At 37.2% G+C, this 21,172-nt stretch carries 10 protein-coding genes and 1 pseudogene; all 11 read left to right on the top strand.

The genetic code is table 11. The annotated features are described in order from the left end of the window. Positions 1–272 precede the first annotated feature (272 nt). Complete coding sequence (locus tag VCM39_RS18775; protein WP_321029045.1) at positions 273–1,454, top strand: site-specific integrase; 1,182 nt, start codon at positions 273–275, stop codon at positions 1,452–1,454. Between the two features lie 1,149 nt (positions 1,455–2,603). After that, positions 2,604–5,558 (top strand): annotated as a pseudogene (locus VCM39_RS18770) (SusC/RagA family TonB-linked outer membrane protein); the annotation flags it as partial. A 37-nt stretch (positions 5,559–5,595) separates the two neighbouring features. Continuing rightward, positions 5,596–7,116: a RagB/SusD family nutrient uptake outer membrane protein gene (locus tag VCM39_RS18765; RefSeq protein ID WP_321029046.1), complete on the top strand. Its 1,521-nt coding sequence runs from the start codon at positions 5,596–5,598 to the stop codon at positions 7,114–7,116. A 44-nt stretch (positions 7,117–7,160) separates the two neighbouring features. Further along, positions 7,161–7,946 carry a hypothetical protein gene (locus VCM39_RS18760; protein ID WP_322934256.1) on the top strand — a complete coding sequence of 262 codons (786 nt, stop codon included), beginning with the start codon at positions 7,161–7,163 and terminating at the stop codon, positions 7,944–7,946. A gap of 102 nt (positions 7,947–8,048) precedes the next feature. Beyond that, positions 8,049–9,878 (top strand): C10 family peptidase, encoded by a 1,830-nt coding sequence (locus VCM39_RS18755; RefSeq protein ID WP_322934255.1) that lies wholly within the window; start codon positions 8,049–8,051, stop codon positions 9,876–9,878. Positions 9,879–10,675: 797 nt separating this feature from the next. Further along, positions 10,676–13,561 carry a TonB-dependent receptor gene (locus VCM39_RS18750; protein WP_322933962.1) on the top strand — a complete coding sequence of 962 codons (2,886 nt, stop codon included), beginning with the start codon at positions 10,676–10,678 and terminating at the stop codon, positions 13,559–13,561. Positions 13,562–13,582: 21 nt separating this feature from the next. Then, positions 13,583–15,028, top strand: coding sequence for a RagB/SusD family nutrient uptake outer membrane protein (locus VCM39_RS18745; RefSeq protein WP_289292413.1), 1,446 nt, complete (start codon positions 13,583–13,585; stop codon positions 15,026–15,028). 191 nt (positions 15,029–15,219) lie between these two features. After that, entirely contained in the window at positions 15,220–17,070 is a 1,851-nt protein-coding gene (locus VCM39_RS18740; protein ID WP_322933961.1) for a thiol protease/hemagglutinin PrtT, read from the top strand. A gap of 118 nt (positions 17,071–17,188) precedes the next feature. Further along, positions 17,189–17,725, top strand: coding sequence for a hypothetical protein (locus tag VCM39_RS18735; RefSeq protein ID WP_322933960.1), 537 nt, complete (start codon positions 17,189–17,191; stop codon positions 17,723–17,725). A 39-nt stretch (positions 17,726–17,764) separates the two neighbouring features. Then, a complete protein-coding gene (hflX, locus tag VCM39_RS18730; protein ID WP_321029049.1) occupies positions 17,765–19,030 on the top strand; it encodes a GTPase HflX in 1,266 nt (421 codons plus the stop codon). Positions 19,031–19,132: 102 nt separating this feature from the next. Continuing rightward, positions 19,133–21,124, top strand: coding sequence for a DUF4954 family protein (locus VCM39_RS18725; protein WP_289292420.1), 1,992 nt, complete (start codon positions 19,133–19,135; stop codon positions 21,122–21,124). Positions 21,125–21,172 lie beyond the last annotated feature (48 nt).

Here is a 21,172-nt window from a genome sequence, read left to right as displayed (position 1 = left end):
TAAATAGCATACCTGATGCTAACATGTTGTGTTGACAAAAAGTACATTCCAACTGTGTATTTTCTGTTATTTACCACTAATTTTAGCTAAAAAATATCCTTTTTGATCTAAGAGAAAGCTTTATAAACAAAAATTCCACATTTTTTTTAAACGACTATGGATAATATCTAACTGGCTTCGCAAGCTTTTAGCAGATATTAAAACTTATTCAGTTCTTATATTGCACATATATACGTCTTATTTGTTTATAGTATTAATACAAAATCAAATTTATGGAAAAAATTATCTACAATTTAGTGTTTAACAGAAAGAAAAACCTAAATAAAAGGGGAATGGCATTAGTTCAGATAGAAGCTTATCTGAATAGAAAGAAAAAATACTTCTCAACTAAGGTTTATTTAAAACCAGATCAATGGGATGCCAAAAGGAGAAGAGTCCGGAATCATCCGAATGCAGATGCGCTTAATCGAATGATTTATGAATACATGGCTGAAATTGAGAAAAAAGAGTTAGGTATGTGGCAACAGAAAAAATCAATAACATTGGATGCCTTAAAAGATGCATTAGTAACCTCACAAGGAGAAGAAGAATCTTTCCTGGCTTTTTTTCGTAAAGAAATTCTAAACTCCAGATTGAAAGAAAGTACTAAACAGAATCATCTTTCGACGCTTGAACTATTGAGAAAGTACAAAAAGGACATCTCCTTCACAGAATTAACTTTCGAATTTATATCTTCTTTTGACCAGTATTTGCAAAGTAAAGGATACCATGTGAATACAATAGCTAAACACATGAAACATTTGAAGCGGCATATTAATGTAGCTATAAATAAGGAATATATGGAGATACAAAAGTACGCTTTCAGAAAATATAAAATAAAGAGCGTGGAAAATAAGCATACTCATTTATCACCAGATGAGCTTTATAAGATAGAAAAATTAGACTTGGGAGATAAGTATGTGCGATTGGAAAAAACAAAAGACGCTTTTCTGTTTTGTTGTTATGCCGGAATGAGGTATTCTGATTTTGTAAATTTGACTGCTGAAAACATTGTAAAAATACAAAAAGATACCTGGCTTATATATAAGACAATCAAAACCCGTATAGAAGTACGGCTTCCTTTATATCTGTTATTTAAAGGTAAAGGACTTCAGATTCTAAATAAATATCAGGATAATCTTTCTGATTTTTTTAAACTCAGAGATAATTCAAATGTGAATAAGGAATTACTTATTATATCAAGACTGGCAGGGATAAACAAAAAGGTATCTTTTCATACAGCCAGACATACGAATGCTACTTTGTTGATATACAATGGAGTAAATATTACAACAGTCCAGAAATTACTGGGTCACAAAAGCGTCAAGACCACCCAAGTTTATACAAATGTTATGGATATGACCATTGTGAGAGATTTGGAAAAAGCCAAAAGCTCAAAACGTTCCCCATTGTGAGATATAATAGGACGTTAAGATGATATTCTTAAGTAAAGATTGCCATTCCTGAAACACAATAGGTGTTCATTTACTATGAAAAGCCAATGGACATTTGTGCAAAGATAAATATTACCGTTTTAATAATTAAACGTTCACAACACAGTACAATTTCTCTGTGAGAAACGTTACGACTCTCTACGAAAAGATCTCATTCTCTGAGAATCAAAAACTTCTTTATAGAGGAAGCTATGCTGTATAGATGGATCTTTGTGCAAAAAGTATTTCAACTTTGTATATGTATTGTTTCTTTTCAACACGAGAGGCTTATCAAAATGATATTTATTTTCTATTTTGAATTTAATTAAATGGAGTGGAATGGTACAATCTATAATATATAAAAGATGTCTATATGATTAATTATCAGCGTCTTGAAAGTATATATTATATTAACATCAAAAGTACGTATTTAAAGCATTATAAAATACGTACTTTTCTATACATAACTATGCATTGTTTTATCATATAACAATGCATAGTTTACTATTTTGTAAAATACACTTCGAAATATGGATTAACATTGTTAATCTATAAGTGAGCCGGAATACTTTATTAAATAAATAGCAGTTTTTCCAAACTGTATTTTGCAACATTGTTTTTCAAGAGAACAACCATTACCAAAATTTTATTATATACATATTTAATAAAAAGTAACAAAATCAAGAAGAATACTTCAATCAGAATTAGAGTTATTCGTTTAGGGATTAGCTGATGAATAATGCAACTTGAAAAATAAGATAAAATTTTACATGGCTTTCACATGAACAAAAAACTTGTATTATAGTGATTCCTTTATAATTTGTTGCTAATAAATACATTATGATCATAATCAAAATTAACTTTGAGTGAATTTAATAACTGTAAAGTACTATATTAGTATCTCATATAATATTTACTACAGAATATTTATACTTGTATATCAATTTATTAAGCTTATAATTTGATGATAAACTGAGTATCGATATTATTTAATAACGAATAATGTTCTATCTATATATGTGTCTGATTATCAGAAATATATACATGTATTTATATCCATAAAGCCAAGTCCTAAATATATACACAATACCCTTATTATAAATCAGTTAAGCTGTATTAAGTTCTGCAAAGACTTTGCAGATTTCGTTTATTGGTATGCAAACACAGGAGGTAGTTATTAAACCGACTGTAAAAGTTATATTAAAATCTGACGCACAGGTAATTGATGAAGTGATGGTAGTAGCTTACGGTACTACAAAAAAAACATCATTTACCGGTTCTGCCGCAACAGTAAAATCGGGTGAATTAAAAAAACGCCAGATGTCCAATGTGACGAAAGCAATTGACGGATTAGCACCAGGTGTTCAAGCAACAACGGGTAGTGGACAGCCGGGTTCTTCGTCTTCTATTTATATTCGTGGTATGGGATCAATCAATGCCAGTAAAACCCCTCTTTATGTAGTGGATGGTATACCGTATGATGGTTCTATAGCGGCTATTAGTCCTGATGATATCGAAAATATTACTATTTTGAAGGATGCTTCTGCTGCTGCATTATATGGTTCACGTGGAGCGAATGGAGTTATTATGATAACAACCAAAAAAGGTGTAAAAGGTAAGACGGAAGTTAATTTCAAAGCTTCTGTCGGCTTATCGAGTCGGTCGCTCCCCAGATATGAAACAATGGATTCCAAACAATATGTTGAAGCTTTATATTCGGCTTTTTACAATCAACAAATAGCGGATGGAATTCCATCTGGACAAGCGGGAATGGCTGCTTTGCAAGAAATGGCTTCTGGTGCGACTAAAATATTTGGAGAAAAAGAACAATATAATCCTTTTAATTATGCTATTTCTGATTTGATTGATATTAATACAGGTAAAATACGTAATGATGCTACCTTAATGTGGGAAGACGATTGGATGGATGAGGTAACTCGCAATAATGCATTGCGTCATGAATATACTTTCAATTTGAACGGAGGTACGGAAAAAACACAATATATGTTCTCACTGGGATATGTAAATGAAGATGGGATATTAAAAACAACAAACTTCCAACGTTATTCAGGGAGAACTAATATTGAAACTAAACCTGTCGAATGGTTAAGTGCAGGTTTGGGGGCAAATTTTGCACGTAACATATCTAATACCGCAGCAACTGCTACAAGCTCTTCAAGTAATGTATGGTACTCAGCTTCTCTTATGGGACCTATTTTTCCCGTGTATCAGAGAGATAAGACTAACGGTGGAGCATTTATTTTGGATGCCGACGGAAATAAACAGTTTGACTATGGTGATAACCGTCCTACCGGACAGCAGCAGAACTTTAACTCTGTCGCTACATTATATGATGATAAATACAGTACAGTTGCAGATAACTTGTCAGCACGTACTCATTTAGATTTTGGTGATTTAAAGAATGGATGGACTCAAGGTCTTAAATTATCACTTAATTTTGGTCTTGATTACTACAATGCAAATGCTTTGGTTTATTATAATCCGTTTTTTGGGAATGCGGCTACTTCCAAAGGGCGCGCTATTAAGCAGAACTCTAATTCGTTAGGATATACATTCAATCAGATACTAACATACAACAGAGGTTTTGATAAGCATAATTTTGATATTTTAGTTGCTCACGAATGGTATGCATATGAGAGTAATACTTTAAGTGGAACAAAAACCGGTTTCCCTTTTGGAGGGCTTTATGAATTGGATGCTGCTTCAACTGTTTACAGCACAAGTGGGGCAAGTAAACAGTATCGTATTGAGTCATATTTTGGACGTATAAACTATAATTATGCGGATAAATATTATCTGTCCGGTAGTTATCGCCGTGATGGCTCTTCACGTTTCTATAAAGATAATCGCTGGGGAGATTTTTGGTCAGTTGGTGCTAATTATCGTATCTCAGAGGAAGAGTTCATGAAAGATTTCACTTGGTTGAATAATCTTTCTGTAAAAGCAAGTTATGGTGTGCAAGGTAATGATGGACTTTTGGATGCCGATGGCTATAGTAATTTTTATGCATGGCAGTCTCTTTACGACTTAAGCTATTCTAATGGTAGTGAGTCGGGGGCAATTGTAAGTTCTGTGGCCAATAAAGAAGTTTCTTGGGAAAATAATCATAATTTTAATATTGGTGTGGAAGCTGCTTTTTGGAATCAAAGATTGCAGGTGGGCCTCGAATGGTATACACGTAAAACTACAGACATGTTACTTTACTATCCTCTTCCGATGTCATCCGGTTTTGAGGGATATTACAGAAATTCGGGTAGCATGAGAAATAGTGGCTTTGAAGCGAGTATTACAGGACGTTTAATGAAAACCAATGACTTTCAGTGGGATTTGACGGTTATGGCTTCCACATTAAAAAACAAAGTGTTGAAATTGACGGATGACGGAAAAGACATACTTAGCGGTAGTCAGATAATTCGTGAAGGTGAGCCTATCTATTCTTATTATGTTTCTCGTTCAGCAGGTGTTGATCCGATGACGGGTGATCAACTTTATTGGGCTACGGTTGATAGTAAAGGTAATACAGTTGAACCTTATATCACTACAAATGAAACTTATGCTCAAGCTTCTCGCGTTGTTGCCGGTAATAGAATTCCGGATTTATTTGGATCTATTAGTACGCAATTACAATATAAAGGTTTTGATCTGTCAATTGCAACCAATTACTCTATTGGTGGAGAGATGATTGATGGTGTTTATCAAAATCTTATGAGTTTTTATTACGCAGGACAAGCTAAACATATCAACTTGGAAAGGGCATGGAAGAAACCGGGAGATGTAACAGATATACCGCGTTATCAAATTGGTAAAAATTATGCTTCGACAGATGATATGCTGATTGATGCTTCTTATTTCTCCATTAAGAATATTACATTGGGGTATTCACTTCCTGTAAAAGTTATTAAAAGAATTGGTTTTCAGAATTTGCGATTTGCAGTAACTGCTGATAATTTATATGTATTTACACATTTAAAGGGCATGGATCCTCAATATAGTATGACTGGCGGTACTACATATGTTTACACTCCTTCGCGTACTATTTCTTTTAGTGTTGATGTGAAATTCTAATGTAAATCAAATGATTGAAACTATAAAAATGTCAAAGATGAAAAAAATATTATATATATTGACTTTAGTGGGGATTTGCTCGTTTAGCTCTTGTAGTGACGCGCTTGATACAAATCCTACGGATAAAGTGTCCGGAAGTCTTATTTTTGGGAATGCCGATGCTGCACAGGTGGCTATGAACGGAGTTTATCGAAGTTTATTTATTAATGGTTGGTCTGACAATTGGAGCCATGAAAATCCCGGTCTTATGGCGATGACACTGGTTAAAGATATTCAAGGGGAGGATCATTTAATGGCTAATCAGGGACAAGGTTGGTTTTTCTATGATTATTCATTCTCGACAGATGGTGACTGGACAACTTCCAGTGGTCGTCAATATGCTCAATGGAATTTTTATTATACCATAATCTCACAAGTAAACTATGTAATTGACGCTGCCGATCAGTTGAAATCATTTGGTGCCAAAGGGCAGTCTGTATTGGCACAAGCATATACAGTCAGAGGCTTTGCTTATTTTTGTTTATACAATTTTTTCTGTAAAGGAAATTATCCAGTAAATAAACAGACCCCGGGAGTACCTATTTATACGGAGGCTACTTCTGCTAATACTGTAGGACAACCTCGTGGAACTGTTGAGAATGTTTTTGAAAGAATTAACAATGATTATCAGACAGCGGTTGATTTGTTTGAGGCCGCCGGTATAGCACAGGCGAATCCGACGAATGTCGATCTCTATGTTACTTATGGTTTATGGGCACGGGCTGCTCAAGTTCAGGAGGACTGGGTGGCGGCTGCCAAATATGCGAATGCCGCTCTTGAAAAGCCTGGATTGACCCGAGTTGCTTCTATGACAGATCTTGGCCAGTTTAATAATTGTAAAGCTCCGAGTATTATGTGGGGATTCCAGGTTATAGCTGACCAGACCGGACCTTACGGAGCATTTTTGTCACATATGGATCCGGAGGGTGGTTATGGTAAAATAGCTCAACAGTGTATTGATGCATGGCTTTGGAAAGTGATTCCAGATACTGACATCCGTAAAAGAACTTGGTGGGAAGATCCGGAAACTTCTAAATATTATCCTTATGGTCAAGTTAAATTCCGCTACTCTGATTTCTCAACTTATTTGGGAGATGTTATTTATTTGCGTGCGGAAGAGTTGGTATTAATCGCAGCCGAAGCTGCATGTCGGCAAAATGATTACCCGACTGCCCGTAATTTGTTGAAAGAATTGGGAGATAAGCGTGATACCAATTATGGTGCTGTATTGGAAGCCCGCACTAATGCAGCAACTTACAATACGGATACTCACGGAGCATTTATGACCTTAATGGATGAGATATTATTCCAACGCCGTGTAGAACTATGGAGTGAAGGTATGGGACGTGCTTTTGATCTTTGCCGATTAAATTTAGGTTATGATCGTAATTATAATGGAACCAATCATCCTTCTAAGAAAGCATTGAAACCTGGCGACAACCTGTTCGTTACTTTGATTCCTCAAAAAGAGTTTGATGGCAACACCAATATAAATATAGCCGATCAAAATCCTAGATAATGAGATATTATATTTAATATAAGAGATTTTTAAAGTATGAAATTATGAGAAAAATAAAATATTTTGGTGCTATTGGTTTTATAATGCTCTTTTTGATCGCATGTGATCAAAATGCAACAGATGGTACTATATACAATGCGACTAATACAGAGGTCGCTTTTAATGAGGCCTCTGCTAATTATACATTTGGTACGGATGATCCGGAAGAATTCGAAGTATTGCTGCTCCGTGCTAATTCTACTGGGGCAGCAACCATTCCGTTGGTGAAGGAGGATGTTAGTGGATTATTTACAGTTCCTACTAATGTGGAATTTGCTGATGGTGCTTATGAAGCTGCTATAAAAGTGTCTTTTGATAGAACAAAATTAGCTGTTGGAGAAGATTACTCTATAAAATTAAACGTTCCGGAAAATCCGATTCAGGGAAAAATCAGAACATTCACTTTGACAATAAATAAAGATTATAATTGGCAACTTTTTGCAACTGGAACTTTTACATCCGGATTATTTGGTTCGTGGCCACAAGAATTATATAAAGCGGAAGGATTTGACAAATATAAATTTCCGGAATTGTTTGCCGAAGGTTATGATTACAAATTTTCTGTTGCTGAAAATGGTAGTATTTCATTGTCTGGCGGATTGAATTCTAATGGTTTATATGATTTTGTAACTGGATATATTCATCCTACTTACAATATGGTATCTTTATATTTGGATCCGGATATTAATTATTCTTCTTTTGTAGAAACTACGAAAACGGCATATTTTAGCCATTATTATTATGTAGATGCCGGCAATTTCGGTTGGAAAGATGACTCGTTTATATGGTAAGTGATTATTTAGAATAATATTAAGGTCCTCTTACATTTTATGTAGGAGGACTTTTGTCTCTATAAATAATCACAGTTTTCATTATTAGAAAAATAAAGAGTTATGAAATGTTTTTTATTTTTAGTGTTCTGTTGTATTCCATTTTCTTTTTTTGCAAAAAATGTCGATGTGATAACAGCAGAGAAAATAGCCAAATTTGTTTTGACCGATGCCGATACACAAACAAGGACTAATGGAATAGATGTAAGTTTGATTTGGACAGGTGAAGATATGTATACTCGAACGAATGACTCTCCGGCTTATTATGTATTTAATAAAGTTGGTGGTAATGGGTTTGTTATTGTTTCTGGAGATGATATAATAAAACCAATATTGGCCTATAGTTACGTCAACAGTTTCCATGTAGAAAATATGCCGGATAATCTAAGATCATGGATGGCATATTATCGCGAGCAAATTAATTGGGCACGTGAGGAAAATATTGTTTCTGATGAAGAAACGATTTGGGCTTGGGAAAGATTAAGGGATGAAATAGATTCAGCAAAGAATTCGGAAGAGGTATTGATTGAAACCGCTTTGTGGGATCAGACTGCACCTTATAATTTGTTGTGTCCGACTATAAACGGCACACAGGCCCCAACCGGTTGCGTTGCAACAGCCCTGGCTATTGTCATGAAATATAATCGATGGCCTGATCAAGGAAGCGGAATGACTTTTCAGTATACAACGAAACAATATAGACAGACTCTTTCTGCTACTTATAACATTGTTTATGATTGGGATAATATGTTGAATAAATATGAAAAAGGAAATTATTCGGCTGATCAGGCAGAAGCTGTTTCACAACTAATGTATCACTGTGGGGTATTCTCGGAGATGGACTATACTCCCCGATCAAGCGGAGCTCTAACCCTAACGGCAATGAGTGGAATGGTTCGGTATATGAGATATGATAAAAGTATGACTTTGCAATCTCGTGAATGGTACACGGAAGCGGAGTGGAATGGTCTTTTAAAGAAGGAACTTAACGCAGGACGTCTTGTCATATATGGTGGTAGTAATAACAAAGAGGAAGGACACCAGTTTGTGTTAGATGGTTATAAACAGAATGATTACCACGTCAATTGGGGATGGGGTGGCACAGCGAATGGTTATTATTCACTGTCGGCACTGGATCCTGATTCTCAGGGAGTAGGAGGTAATACAGGAGGAGGGTTCACTGTAGGACAGGATGCTGTTATAGGAGTAAAAAAAAGCGAAGAGGGATCCGGTTATTGTGATAATTTAGCTTTTATGTCTGGATTTACGGAATCTGGTGAAATGTTTTCCGGGCTGACGACTACAGAGACGAATTTTATCCCTCGAGTTAGATTTACTGTAAAAGCCGGTTTTTATATAAATTATGGTATACGCAATTTTTCTGGCGCGATTGTTTTGGCTTTAGTCGATAAGCATGGGAACATAAAAGAATTCATTACTCGTGAAGTTTCTGTGAATGGTTTAAAGATAGGCTATGGAAGCGGAAATGTATTTTCATGTTCAATAGCTAATATTCCTGAAGAGGGCGATCGGATTTGGATGATGTATAAAAGTCAAGATGGGAATGAATGGAAGAGAGTACGAGGGGATAGAGACACGATAACAGAAATTATAGTAAAAGAGTTGCCTGTTTCTGTGATTGAAAACGTTGATTTTTCAGATGTAAATCTTATTGCTGTTGCAAATGACATGGCTAAAACTATTTATATAAAATCTCCAATACCTATCCTTGAGTTTTCTTTAGTTGACATGAAGGGGCGAATAATCAAAAAAAAGAAGGGGATTGAAAGTGTAGATTATACATTATCATATTCCGATTGTATTGGTGGGACATATATTGTACAAGTTGTCACATCTGCTGGAATGAGTAGTGCTAAGGTAATAATAAAGTAAACAGAATAAAAACTTGTTTGGATTCCATTCGGAATTTTGAGAGTATTTCATTTTATCGGTATCCGCGTTTTCTTTATCAAGAGAAAACTCTATGGAGAAGTTAACAACCCATACCATGTCCTGTCATCCAATTACATGAATGTAGACGGACCATAAAACATCATTTATGAATTAGTAGAAATATATTTCCATAATCAATAAAAGTAACTAAGCCGGAACATATATTATAACAAACACAAGGGGCTGATCAAAGCTTAGCTGTCCCTTATGTTTGCTATAATGGATGATTGAATCCCAAATGCTATAATAAACTACTGGGTAAAAGTAGTAATAATCAATGTAATTGCAATTTCAAGTTAACATTTTATCATGCTTGTGATTCTTGTCTCGTAGATTAAATATCGGTATATTTTATACACACATCATAAGGCAATTATAAAGGTGTTAATTCGATAATATATTATTACATATTTAATCAATGTCATTATAACATCTTTTCTTAATATCTTTTATCGTAAAATAATTTCACAACTGCAATAATGATTGACATTATTGGAGATTGTTAATTGCAAAGCAAGGAAATAGTATTTCAAATTATTGCTTGCATGAGTTATTTCCATCTGATTACTAATTGATTAAACTCATATTTAAATCTCAAACTGGTATCTCATATATACTTATATTTTTTCACGACAATATATATATAATTGATTTTCAAGCAATAATATAGCATGAATACTATAACGCAAAGTTCACACAAGTAATCATAACATACTGATAATTATAATATTATAAAGATGTTTAGTTCTGCAAAGACTTTGCAAATTTCTTACATCGGAATGCAGACGCAAGAGGTGGCTATTAAACCGAATCTGAGAGTTATACTTAAGTCTGATTCACAGATGATTGACGAAGTAATGGTAGTTGCTTATGGTACTACAAAAAAATCATCATTTACGGGAGCTGCTTCTACGGTAAGTGGAGATAAAGTATTAAAAGATATTCCTGTAACTTCATTCGAAGAGGCATTAGCAGGATCAACCCCGGGACTTACGGTGAACTCAACAAGTGGTCAGCCGGGAGCTGGTTTACAAATCAGAGTTCGTGGTACGGGTTCAATGAATGCTTCTAATGATCCGTTGTATGTAATAGATGGAGTTCCTGTCGTTTCTGGTGATATTGCTGTGTCAGCTGTAGGTGGTGACTCTAAAGCATTTAATGTAATGGCTTCTATTAATCCGAGTGATATTGAAAATATTACTGTGTTAAAGGATGCTGCAGCTGCTTCATTGTATGGTTCACGTGCAGCTAATGGAGTTATTTTGATTACTACCAAGCATGGTAAAGTGGGTAAAACAAGAATTAACTTCAAAGCGAATTGGGGATTCTCTGATTGGGCAATGAAAAACAGAAAGAATGTGAATGGACAGCAACGTCATGAGTTAACATATGAAGCATGTTATAATGAGGCTACTCTGTACGGTATACCCGATGAAAATGGAAACTATAACGGTCCGGCTTCGGATGAAGAGGCAAGAGCTTATGCTCAGGAATATGCTGACTTTTATGCAGATTCTAATTATAACGTAGATTGGGAAGATGCTTTTTTCCGTAAACATGGTTCCTCACAAAATTATGAATTCTCGGCACAAGGTGGAGACGAGCGTAATTCATTCTTTGCCTCTTTGGCATACAAAAAAGAAGATGGAAAATCCAAAACTTCATCTATAGACGGATTTATCGGACGTGTAAATGCAACTCACAAATCGGCTGATAACAAATTGCAGATGGGAGCTAACATTTCTTTGTCTAAACAGAATTCTTCGGTAACAAGCGAAGGTACTGCTTATGCTAATCCTTTCTTTTTGCAGAGCTTCATTTGTACCCCTAATATGCCTATATATGATGAAAACGGGAATTATTATCTGCATCCGGTTTTACAGCAAGTCTTTCCGCATACGCACCCTGTAGAAGATATTAACCTGGATAAAAATCAGTCGAAAGTATTCAGAAGCTTTAATAGTTTATGGGCATCTTACGAAATTATTGATGGACTAATTCTTAAAGAAACTGTAAGTTATGACTATGTTAATAATACATCTATAACTTATTGGCCGGTAAATTCTAATAATGGACAGTTGCTAAATGGACTTGGAGCAACTTATCCGTATCAGTATCATAATGTATATTCTTCAACTACATTGAATTACGCTAAAACATTCAAAGAAAAACACAATCTTGATGTACTTGTGGGTTGGGATGTAGATGATCGCAAAAAGGAAGCGGTTAGAGCAGCTTCTACCGGTTATCCTCATGATAAATTGCCTGAGTCTGTTAATGCTTCTACTCCGGCAGAAGGTATGGCTTATTATACAGAAGACCATTTGTTGTCTTTATTATCACGTGTCAACTACGACTATGATAATAAGTATTATGTTTCGGCAAACTATCGTCGTGATGGAAGTTCCCGGTTGGGTGCCAACAATCGTTGGGCTGACTTCTGGTCTGTATCTGCAGCATGGAGATTAACGCAAGAGAAATTTATGAAGGACATACATCAGATTAATGACTTGAAAGTACGTGCTTCTTATGGTATTAATGGAACATTACCCAATTCTCTGTATGAACATCTGAGTTTGTATGGTTACGGTTATAACTACCAGGATATTGCCGGTTCTGCTCCTGTATCTGTTCCCAATCCGGATTTGTCATGGGAAAAGAATAAAAACTTTAATATTGGTTTTGATGGTCGTTTCTTTGATCGGGTAAGTGTGAGTTTTGACTATTACTCACGTAAGACAACCGATTTGTTGCAAGATGTACCTACTTCTATGGTCGTTGGATTTAAAACGATGCTGAAAAATGTGGGTGAGATGACCAACAAAGGTGTTGAGGTGGACATCAACGTAGATATCTTCAAAGATACATCTGTGAAATGGACTTCCGGGCTTGCTCTATCACACAACAGTAACAAAATCTCCAAATTGTATGAAGGTAAAGATATTATTGATGGTACGAGTATACTGCGCGAAGGCGAATCTTATTATTCCTGGTGGAGCCGTGAATGGGCAGGTGTAGATCCGCAAACAGGTGAAGAATTATGGGTGCTGAATACGAAAAATGCTGATGGTAGTTTGAATAAAGAATTGACTACGGATCCCGCTAAAGCTCAGCGTGTTATTATAGGTAAACCCGATCCGAAACTTACCGGTGGATGGAGAAATAGTTTCTCTTGGAATGGACTTGAATTGAATATGCTCTTTAACTTCTCACTCGGAGGAAAGGTATTCGATACAATGAGAACAAGTATTACTGATACAGATGGTTATACAATTTTCTATAACTCTTCTATTGATCAGTTAGACAGATGGCAAAAGCCCGGTGATAAAACGGATGTTCCAAGACGTATCAATAACTATCAGTACGGTAATTATGGAAGTTCACGTTTTATGAAAGATCTTAATTATCTTCGTTTGAAGAGTTTGAGTCTCTCCTACACACTTCCTTCAAGATGGACCCGCAAAGCACAAATGGAAAATGTACGTCTGTTTGTGTCGGGAAGTAACTTGCTGACATGGACTTCTTATAAAAATGTAGATCCGGAGCAACCGATTGATGGTATTCCGACATTTGCATTTCCTACTTTGAGAAGTGTGACATTCGGTATTGAAATTGGATTATAATTATTAATGCAAAAAACGAAAATGATGAAAAAATTGAATATACAATCAATCTTTACGACGGTCATTGTAGCGACTTCCGTATGCCTCACTTCCTGTGATGGATACCTTACTACATTACCTTCTGATTCTTTGGTTAGTGATGGAGCCATTACTACTGCAGAGGATACAAAAACAGCTTTGAATGGAGCCTATGCAGGATTGATAAGCGTATCTGATAAAGATAACACCAGCTATTATTATTATGGAGTTGATTTTATAGCACGTGCAGAAGTAGGAGGAGACGATACGCAGACGAACAAAACAAGTGATCGTACAGAACAATACTATCGATACACGTATCGTCAGAATAATGCTCCCGACGATCTTTGGTTTCCTCCTTATGCAGTTATCAACCGTGTCAATGTATTACTGGAAGCAATAGATAAAGGAGAGGTTCCAATGTCTGATGTGGTTAAGAATTCAAAAGGCGAAGCCTTAGCCATCCGTGCATTGGCCCATTTTAACTTATTGATAACTTACGGAGCTCCTTATCTGAAAGATAATGGCGCTTCTTTGGGAGTTCCGGTTGTGAAGGAGGTATTAACTGCTGCAGAACTTCCTGCGCGTCAGACTGTAGCTCAAGGGTATGCAGCTGTATTAGAGGATTTAACAGATGCATTGAGCTTTATTGATGAGAACAAAAATTACGGTCACTTTAATAGATGGGCTGTAAAAGCATTGTTGGCTCGTGTCAATCTTTATAAAGGTGATTATGAAGCTGCTTATGGCTATGCGAAAGACGTAGTGGAGAATGGGCCTTATGAACTGATTAAAAATTCAGATTATGTAGATTCGTGGAAACTGGAAGAAACGAGTGAGTCTATTTTTGATTTGGCTTTATCCAGTACCACTTATGCAGGAGGCCGTGAACTTTGGGGAGCTGTGGTTGCTCCTTCTGAGTACGGAGCTGTTGTGGCCACTAAGGATTTTCTTGATTTGTTGAATGAGGATCCTAATGATGTGCGTTTAGGTTTATTGGTTACGGATAAAAATGGCACGAAACGTACTATTAATAAATATCCGGGACGTGCAGGCTCAGTAGCTGTTAATAATGTACGTGTCATTCGTTTATCTGATATCTATTTAATTGGTGCTGAAGCTGCATTGAAGAAATCTGCTCCGGATCAGACATTGGCAGACGATTACTTATATAAGATTCAGAGTCGTGCTAATTCTGCAACTGTAAAAACTACAGCTACCTTGGATTTGATAATGAAAGAGCGTCGTAAAGAGTTGGTATTAGAAGGACACCGTTTATATGATGTACTTCGTCAAGGTATCGAAATCACCCGTAAAGGTGGAAATCATTTCTTGAATGCAACTGACTTGGTGACAGTTAACTGGAATGATTATCGTACCATTATGCCGATACCACAAGCTGAAATAGATGCTAACACAAATATTCAGCAAAATCCGGAGTATAATTAAGTTGGAATTCTAGCCATATATAATAAGGTGGCTATAATTATAAATAAAGTGTTTTGGGAGGTCGTTCTTGTGAAAGAATGACCTCTATTTTTCCTTACCTAATGCAAAAGTATATAGGATTGATATTCTGCTTAAATAAATTAATGTATTATATTTGTGGCGTTACAAACCACTCTCAAAATAAAGTGTTTATGAAACGTAATCTATTCTGGCTCTTTTTATTCACTTTCTCTTTATCATGGGCAGACAATGTGCCTGTGTCAAAAGCAGAACAACTGGCTCGTAACTTCTTTGGAATTCACGAAACTACCCGGGCAGGTGGTAGTATGCAACTGGAGTATGTCTGGGATGGTGAGGATGTACAAACACGTGCAACGACCTCATCACCAGCCTTTCATGTTTTTAATCGTATACCGGAAGGAGGTTTTATCATTATTGCGGGTGATGATGTAGCATCTCCTGTACTGGCTTATAGTGATGCCGGAGAATTTGAAGTAGAAAATATGCCTTCCAATCTACAGGGGTGGATGCAATATTACCGTGAACAGATTAACTGGGCCAGAGAACAGCATATAACTCCGTCTGAATCGGTTATGAAACTTTGGGAACAATTGCAACGCGGGACTTTGGCTGATGATGCAGAAAAAGAGGTTTTATTGAATACAGCTCTTTGGAATCAGAATGCTCCTTATAATAACTTATGCCCCAAAATATCCGGAAGTTCTACTCCTACAGGTTGTGTTGCAACTGCACTGGCTATTGTAATGAAATACAATCGTTGGCCGGATCAGGGAAGCGGCGGGACATGTACTTATACTCCTTCCAGATATGGAAGTCAGTTATCTGTAACCTATAATGTTCCATATCAGTGGGATAAAATGTTGAATGTATATGAGATAGGAAAGTATGTAGGAACGCAAGCTGATGCTGTAGCAACATTGATGTATCACTGTGGGGTGTTGTCGCAGATGGAATATGCGCCAAATGGAAGTGGAGCCTTTACTTTGATAGCAGCCAGGGGGATGATAGAGTATATGAAATATGATAAAAGTATGGCTGTATTGCAACGGGAGTGGTATACGGATGATGAGTGGGACGCTTTATTGAAACAAGAGTTGGACGAGGGACGGCTTGTGATCTATGGTGGCAGTAATTCCAAAAGAGAAGGACATCAGTTCGTTTTTGATGGTTACAAGGCTAATAGATATCATGTTAATTGGGGATGGGGCGGCATGGCCAATGGATATTATTTATTATCTACTTTGGAGCCCGATCAGCAGGGTATCGGAGGTAATTCAGGGGGAGGATTTTCGATAGGGCAGGATGCTGTAGTCGGCATAAAGAAAGCCGAATCCGGTTCCGGTTATCGTGATTTGCTATATTTTTTTGATGGAACAACAAGTTCCGGAGAAGCTTTTGCCGGATTGACAACTACAGAGACTGATTTTCGTCTTAACACTTCGTTTAAGGTGAAAGCTGGATTTATAACGAATGCCGGTCTTCGTGACTTTTCCGGAATCGTAGCTTTGGCTTTGGTAGATAAACAGGGAAAGGTGAAACAACTTATATCGGATTCTAAAAATATTGACCTGAGTGCGATGAATGCAGCAGGGCAAATATCAGGTAATGGAGTTATTTTTTCTTGTAAAATTACTGAGACACTTGTTGGAGGCGATCGGATCAGGATGGTGTACAGAGCCAGAGATAATCAGAATGATTTTGAGTGGGAAAGCGTAAAAGGAGGAAGCGAAGTCTCTACGGAGATTCTTGTCAAAGAAGATCTGACAGGAATAAATCATGTTGAACAAGATAATATAGTACCCGTTACAGTTATATATAGGGATGATCGAATCATAGTGAAATCCTCTGTCGCAATGACCAGACTGATGATTTATGATATGCAAGGACATTTGTTGGAAGGGGCAGAATGCCATGGAAATATGGAATTTAGCCTGTCTTGTAAAGATTATATTCCGGGTATATATATTTTGAGAGCTATTACTACAGAAGGAGTTGGTAGTAATAAATTTGTAATAAAGTGATTGTTTTAAGAGCGTACTTCTGATTATACTGAACCGGCAAGTTTGAGATAAATGGCATTCTCACTTGCCGGTTTTGCTTTTTATTACTATTTTTGTTTAAAATCGTGAAATCAGTTGTATGAAACAAAGCCTTTATTTATCAGGATGTATGTGTATTGTGTTGTTGGCAGGTGCTTGCCGTACTCCGGGTATTCAACCACAAAAAAATCAAAACATGGATAGCCAGATAATAGTTACAACGACTTCTCCTAAAGGTGGAGCGCCCTCTATAAGCTCTCCTCCTGTGTATATTTATAAAACGAGGGAGGACTACTCACACCTGGTTCCGGTTATCATGAATGATGCCCGTACCACTATTGTTTCTTATCCGCACCCGCGTGACCTTCGTATTGGTGACAAACTGTGTTTACCTACACTTCTGGAAAAAGGCTATTGGCTGGACAATAGAGGTATTAACCGGAATGTCGTCTTTCTTTCCTATACATACGAGGAGTATAGTCAATTGGCCAGTGCACCCTCTATGGAGGAATTGATGACACATATTCATGATAAATATCCTTTAACCGAATGGCATGAGTGTGGACGCCGGGCAGATTATAAAAACATTGTTTCTGAATTAAATAAACTTATAGAACAAGGCTTTCTGCAAAAATAACTATATATTTGCGCACATTATTATAGATAAGAATAAAGAATGAAAGAATTTATAATCTCCGAAGCTCAGGTCGAAACAGCGGTACTCGTAGGACTTATCACGCAGACGCAGGATGAACGTAAGACGAAAGAATACCTTGACGAACTGGAATTCCTTGCCGAGACGGCTGGGGCGGAAGTTGTGAAAAAGTTTACCCAGAAGTTACCGACAGCCAATTCTGTAACTTATGTGGGAAAAGGAAAACTGGAAGAGATAAAGGAATATATCCTAAACGAAGAAGAAAACGAACGGGAAGTAGGAATGGTTATCTTTGATGATGAACTTTCTGCCAAACAGATACGTAATATTGAAGCGGAGCTGAAGATTAAGATATTAGATCGTACTTCGCTCATTCTCGATATATTCGCTATGCGTGCCCAGACTGCCAATGCTAAAACACAGGTGGAACTGGCGCAGTATAAATACATGTTGCCTCGTTTGCAACGTTTGTGGACTCACCTTGAACGTCAGGGTGGTGGTTCAGGTTCGGGTAGTGGTAAAGGAGGTTCGGTAGGACTTCGTGGACCAGGTGAAACGCAGCTTGAAATGGACCGCCGTATTATCCTCAATCGTATGTCATTGCTTAAAGAGCGTTTGGCTGAGATTGATAAACAGAAATCTACGCAACGTAAGAACCGTGGGCGTATGATCCGTGTAGCTCTTGTAGGATATACTAATGTAGGAAAGTCAACTATCATGAACCTTTTGGCCAAGAGCGAAGTATTTGCAGAGAATAAGCTTTTCGCTACGCTCGATACTACAGTGCGTAAGGTGATTATAGAAAATCTGCCTTTTTTGTTGTCCGATACTGTAGGATTTATTCGTAAGTTGCCCACAGACCTCGTAGACTCTTTCAAATCTACCCTCGACGAGGTGCGTGAAGCCGACCTGCTACTACATGTTGTAGATATTTCTCATCCCGGTTTTGAAGAACAGATTGAAGTGGTGAACAAAACACTGGCTGATATCGGTGGTGCCGGAAAACCAATGATATTAATTTTTAATAAAATAGACGCTTATACTTATATAGAGAAAGCGGCTGACGACCTTACCCCCAAAACAAAGGAAAACTTAACACTCGAAGAACTGATGAAGACGTGGATGGCTAAAATGGAGGATAATTGCCTCTTTATTTCCGCCCGCGAACGAATCAACATAGAAGAACTGAAGAGTGTTGTTTATAAACGCGTAAAAGAACTACACGTACAGAAGTATCCCTATAATGATTTTCTTTATCAGACTTACGAGGAAGAAGAGGAAGAATAATTATTCGATGTACCAATATGCCAATGTGCCAATTGGTTGCGCTATGCCACCGAAAGGTATTGGCACATTGGTATATTAGCAAATTGGCAAATTATTTTATTTATGGGAAAAGATTACAGAAGATTGACTGAAGACGAAGTGCTTCAGTTGAAGAGCCAGTCGTGTCTGGCTGATGATTGGGGAAAAATCTCTGTGGCCAAGGACTTTACTACCGAGTATGTGCACCATACCCGCTTCTCAGGCGAGGTAAAACTCGGAGTTTTCCAGTCGGAGTTTATTTTGCCGGGTGGAATTAAGAAACATTCCGGGCTACGGCATGTCACCTTGCACAACGTAACAGTAGGAGATAACTGCTGTATTGAAAACATTCAGAACTACATTGCGAACTATGAAATCGGAGACGATGCATTTATTGAGAATGTTGATATTATTCTTGTAGATGGTCGTACCACTTTTGGTAATGGAGTAGAAGTTGCCGTATTGAATGAAACCGGTGGACGGGAAGTACTGATCAATGACAAACTTTCGGCACATCAGGCCTATATTCTGGCTCTGTACCGTCATCGCCCGGAACTTATCAGTCGTATGAAGGAAATTACCGATTATTATTCCAATAAGCATGCTTCTACTGTCGGAACAATCGGAAATCGGGTCATGATACTCAATACCGGTTCTATTAAAAATGTGCGGATAGGAGATTGCTGTCATATATGCGGGACTTGTCGTTTGTCAAATGGCAGTATTAATAGTAATGCAATTGCTCCGGTGCACATCGGGCATGGAGTCATTTGTGACGATTTCATTGTTTCTTCCGGTTCGCATATTGATGACGGAACGATGTTGACCCGTTGTTTTATAGGACAAGCTTGTAGACTGGGACATAATTATTCGGCTTCGGACTCTTTGTTTTTCAGTAATTGTCAGGGAGAAAACGGTGAAGCATGTGCTATTTTTGCCGGACCTTATACGGTGACACATCATAAATCAACTTTACTGATTGCCGGTATGTTTTCATTCATGAATGCTGGTTCAGGCTCTAATCAAAGTAATCATATGTACAAATTAGGTCCTATCCATCAGGGAACAATGGAACGGGGCGCGAAAACAACTTCTGATTCTTATATTCTCTGGCCGGCGCGTGTAGGAGCTTTCTCTTTGGTAATGGGGCGTCACGTGAATCATGCGGATACATCTAATCTGCCGTTCTCTTATCTGATAGAACAACAGAATACCACTTTCCTTGTCCCTGGAGTTAATTTGCGTAGTGTAGGAACCATTCGTGACGCTCAGAAATGGCCGAAGCGTGATAAACGAAAGGATCCGAACAAGCTGGATTATATTAACTATAATCTATTGAGTCCTTATACCATTCAGAAGATGTTTGCAGGACGTACTATTCTGAAAGATTTGAAGCGTGTATCGGGTGAAACTTCGGAGACATACTCTTACCAAAGTGCTAAAATAAAGAATTCTTCGCTTAACAGTGGTATTCGTTTTTATGAGATAGCTATTCATAAATTTTTGGGTAACTCTATTATTAAACGCCTCGAAGGTATTAACTTCCAAAGCAATGAAGATATTCGTGAACGCTTGAAACCGGATACTGAAATAGGTACGGGCGAATGGGTGGATATTTCCGGATTAATTGCTCCGAAGAGTGAGATAGAGAAACTGATGTGTGGCATTGAGAGTGGAGAAATCAATCGTCTGAAAGAAATCAATGCCTGTTTCTCTGAGATGCATAATAATTACTATACCTACGAGTGGACGTGGGCGTATGGTAAGATACAGGAGTTTTACGGACTCGATCCCGAAACGATTACTGCTAAAGATATTATTGATATTGTACGTTCCTGGAAAGAAGCTGTTATCGGGCTGGATCGTATGGTCTATAGTGATGCACGCAAGGAGTTTTCCCTGTCTTCAATGACTGGCTTTGGTGCCGATGGCTCTGATGATGAAATGAAACTTGACTTTGAACAGGTGCGTGGTGATTTTGAGAGTAATCCGTTTGTAACCGCTGTATTGCAACATATTGATGATAAGAATGCTTTGGGCGATGAATTGATAAATCGTATCGGGCAGTTGGGGTAAAAGACGAAAATAGGATATCTATCACCACAGAGTATTCTGTGATGATAG

It is taken from the genome of Bacteroides mucinivorans (assembly GCF_034654355.2).
Lineage (GTDB): Bacteria > Bacteroidota > Bacteroidia > Bacteroidales > Bacteroidaceae > Bacteroides > Bacteroides nordii.
This window is presented reverse-complemented; position numbering and strand designations above follow the sequence as displayed.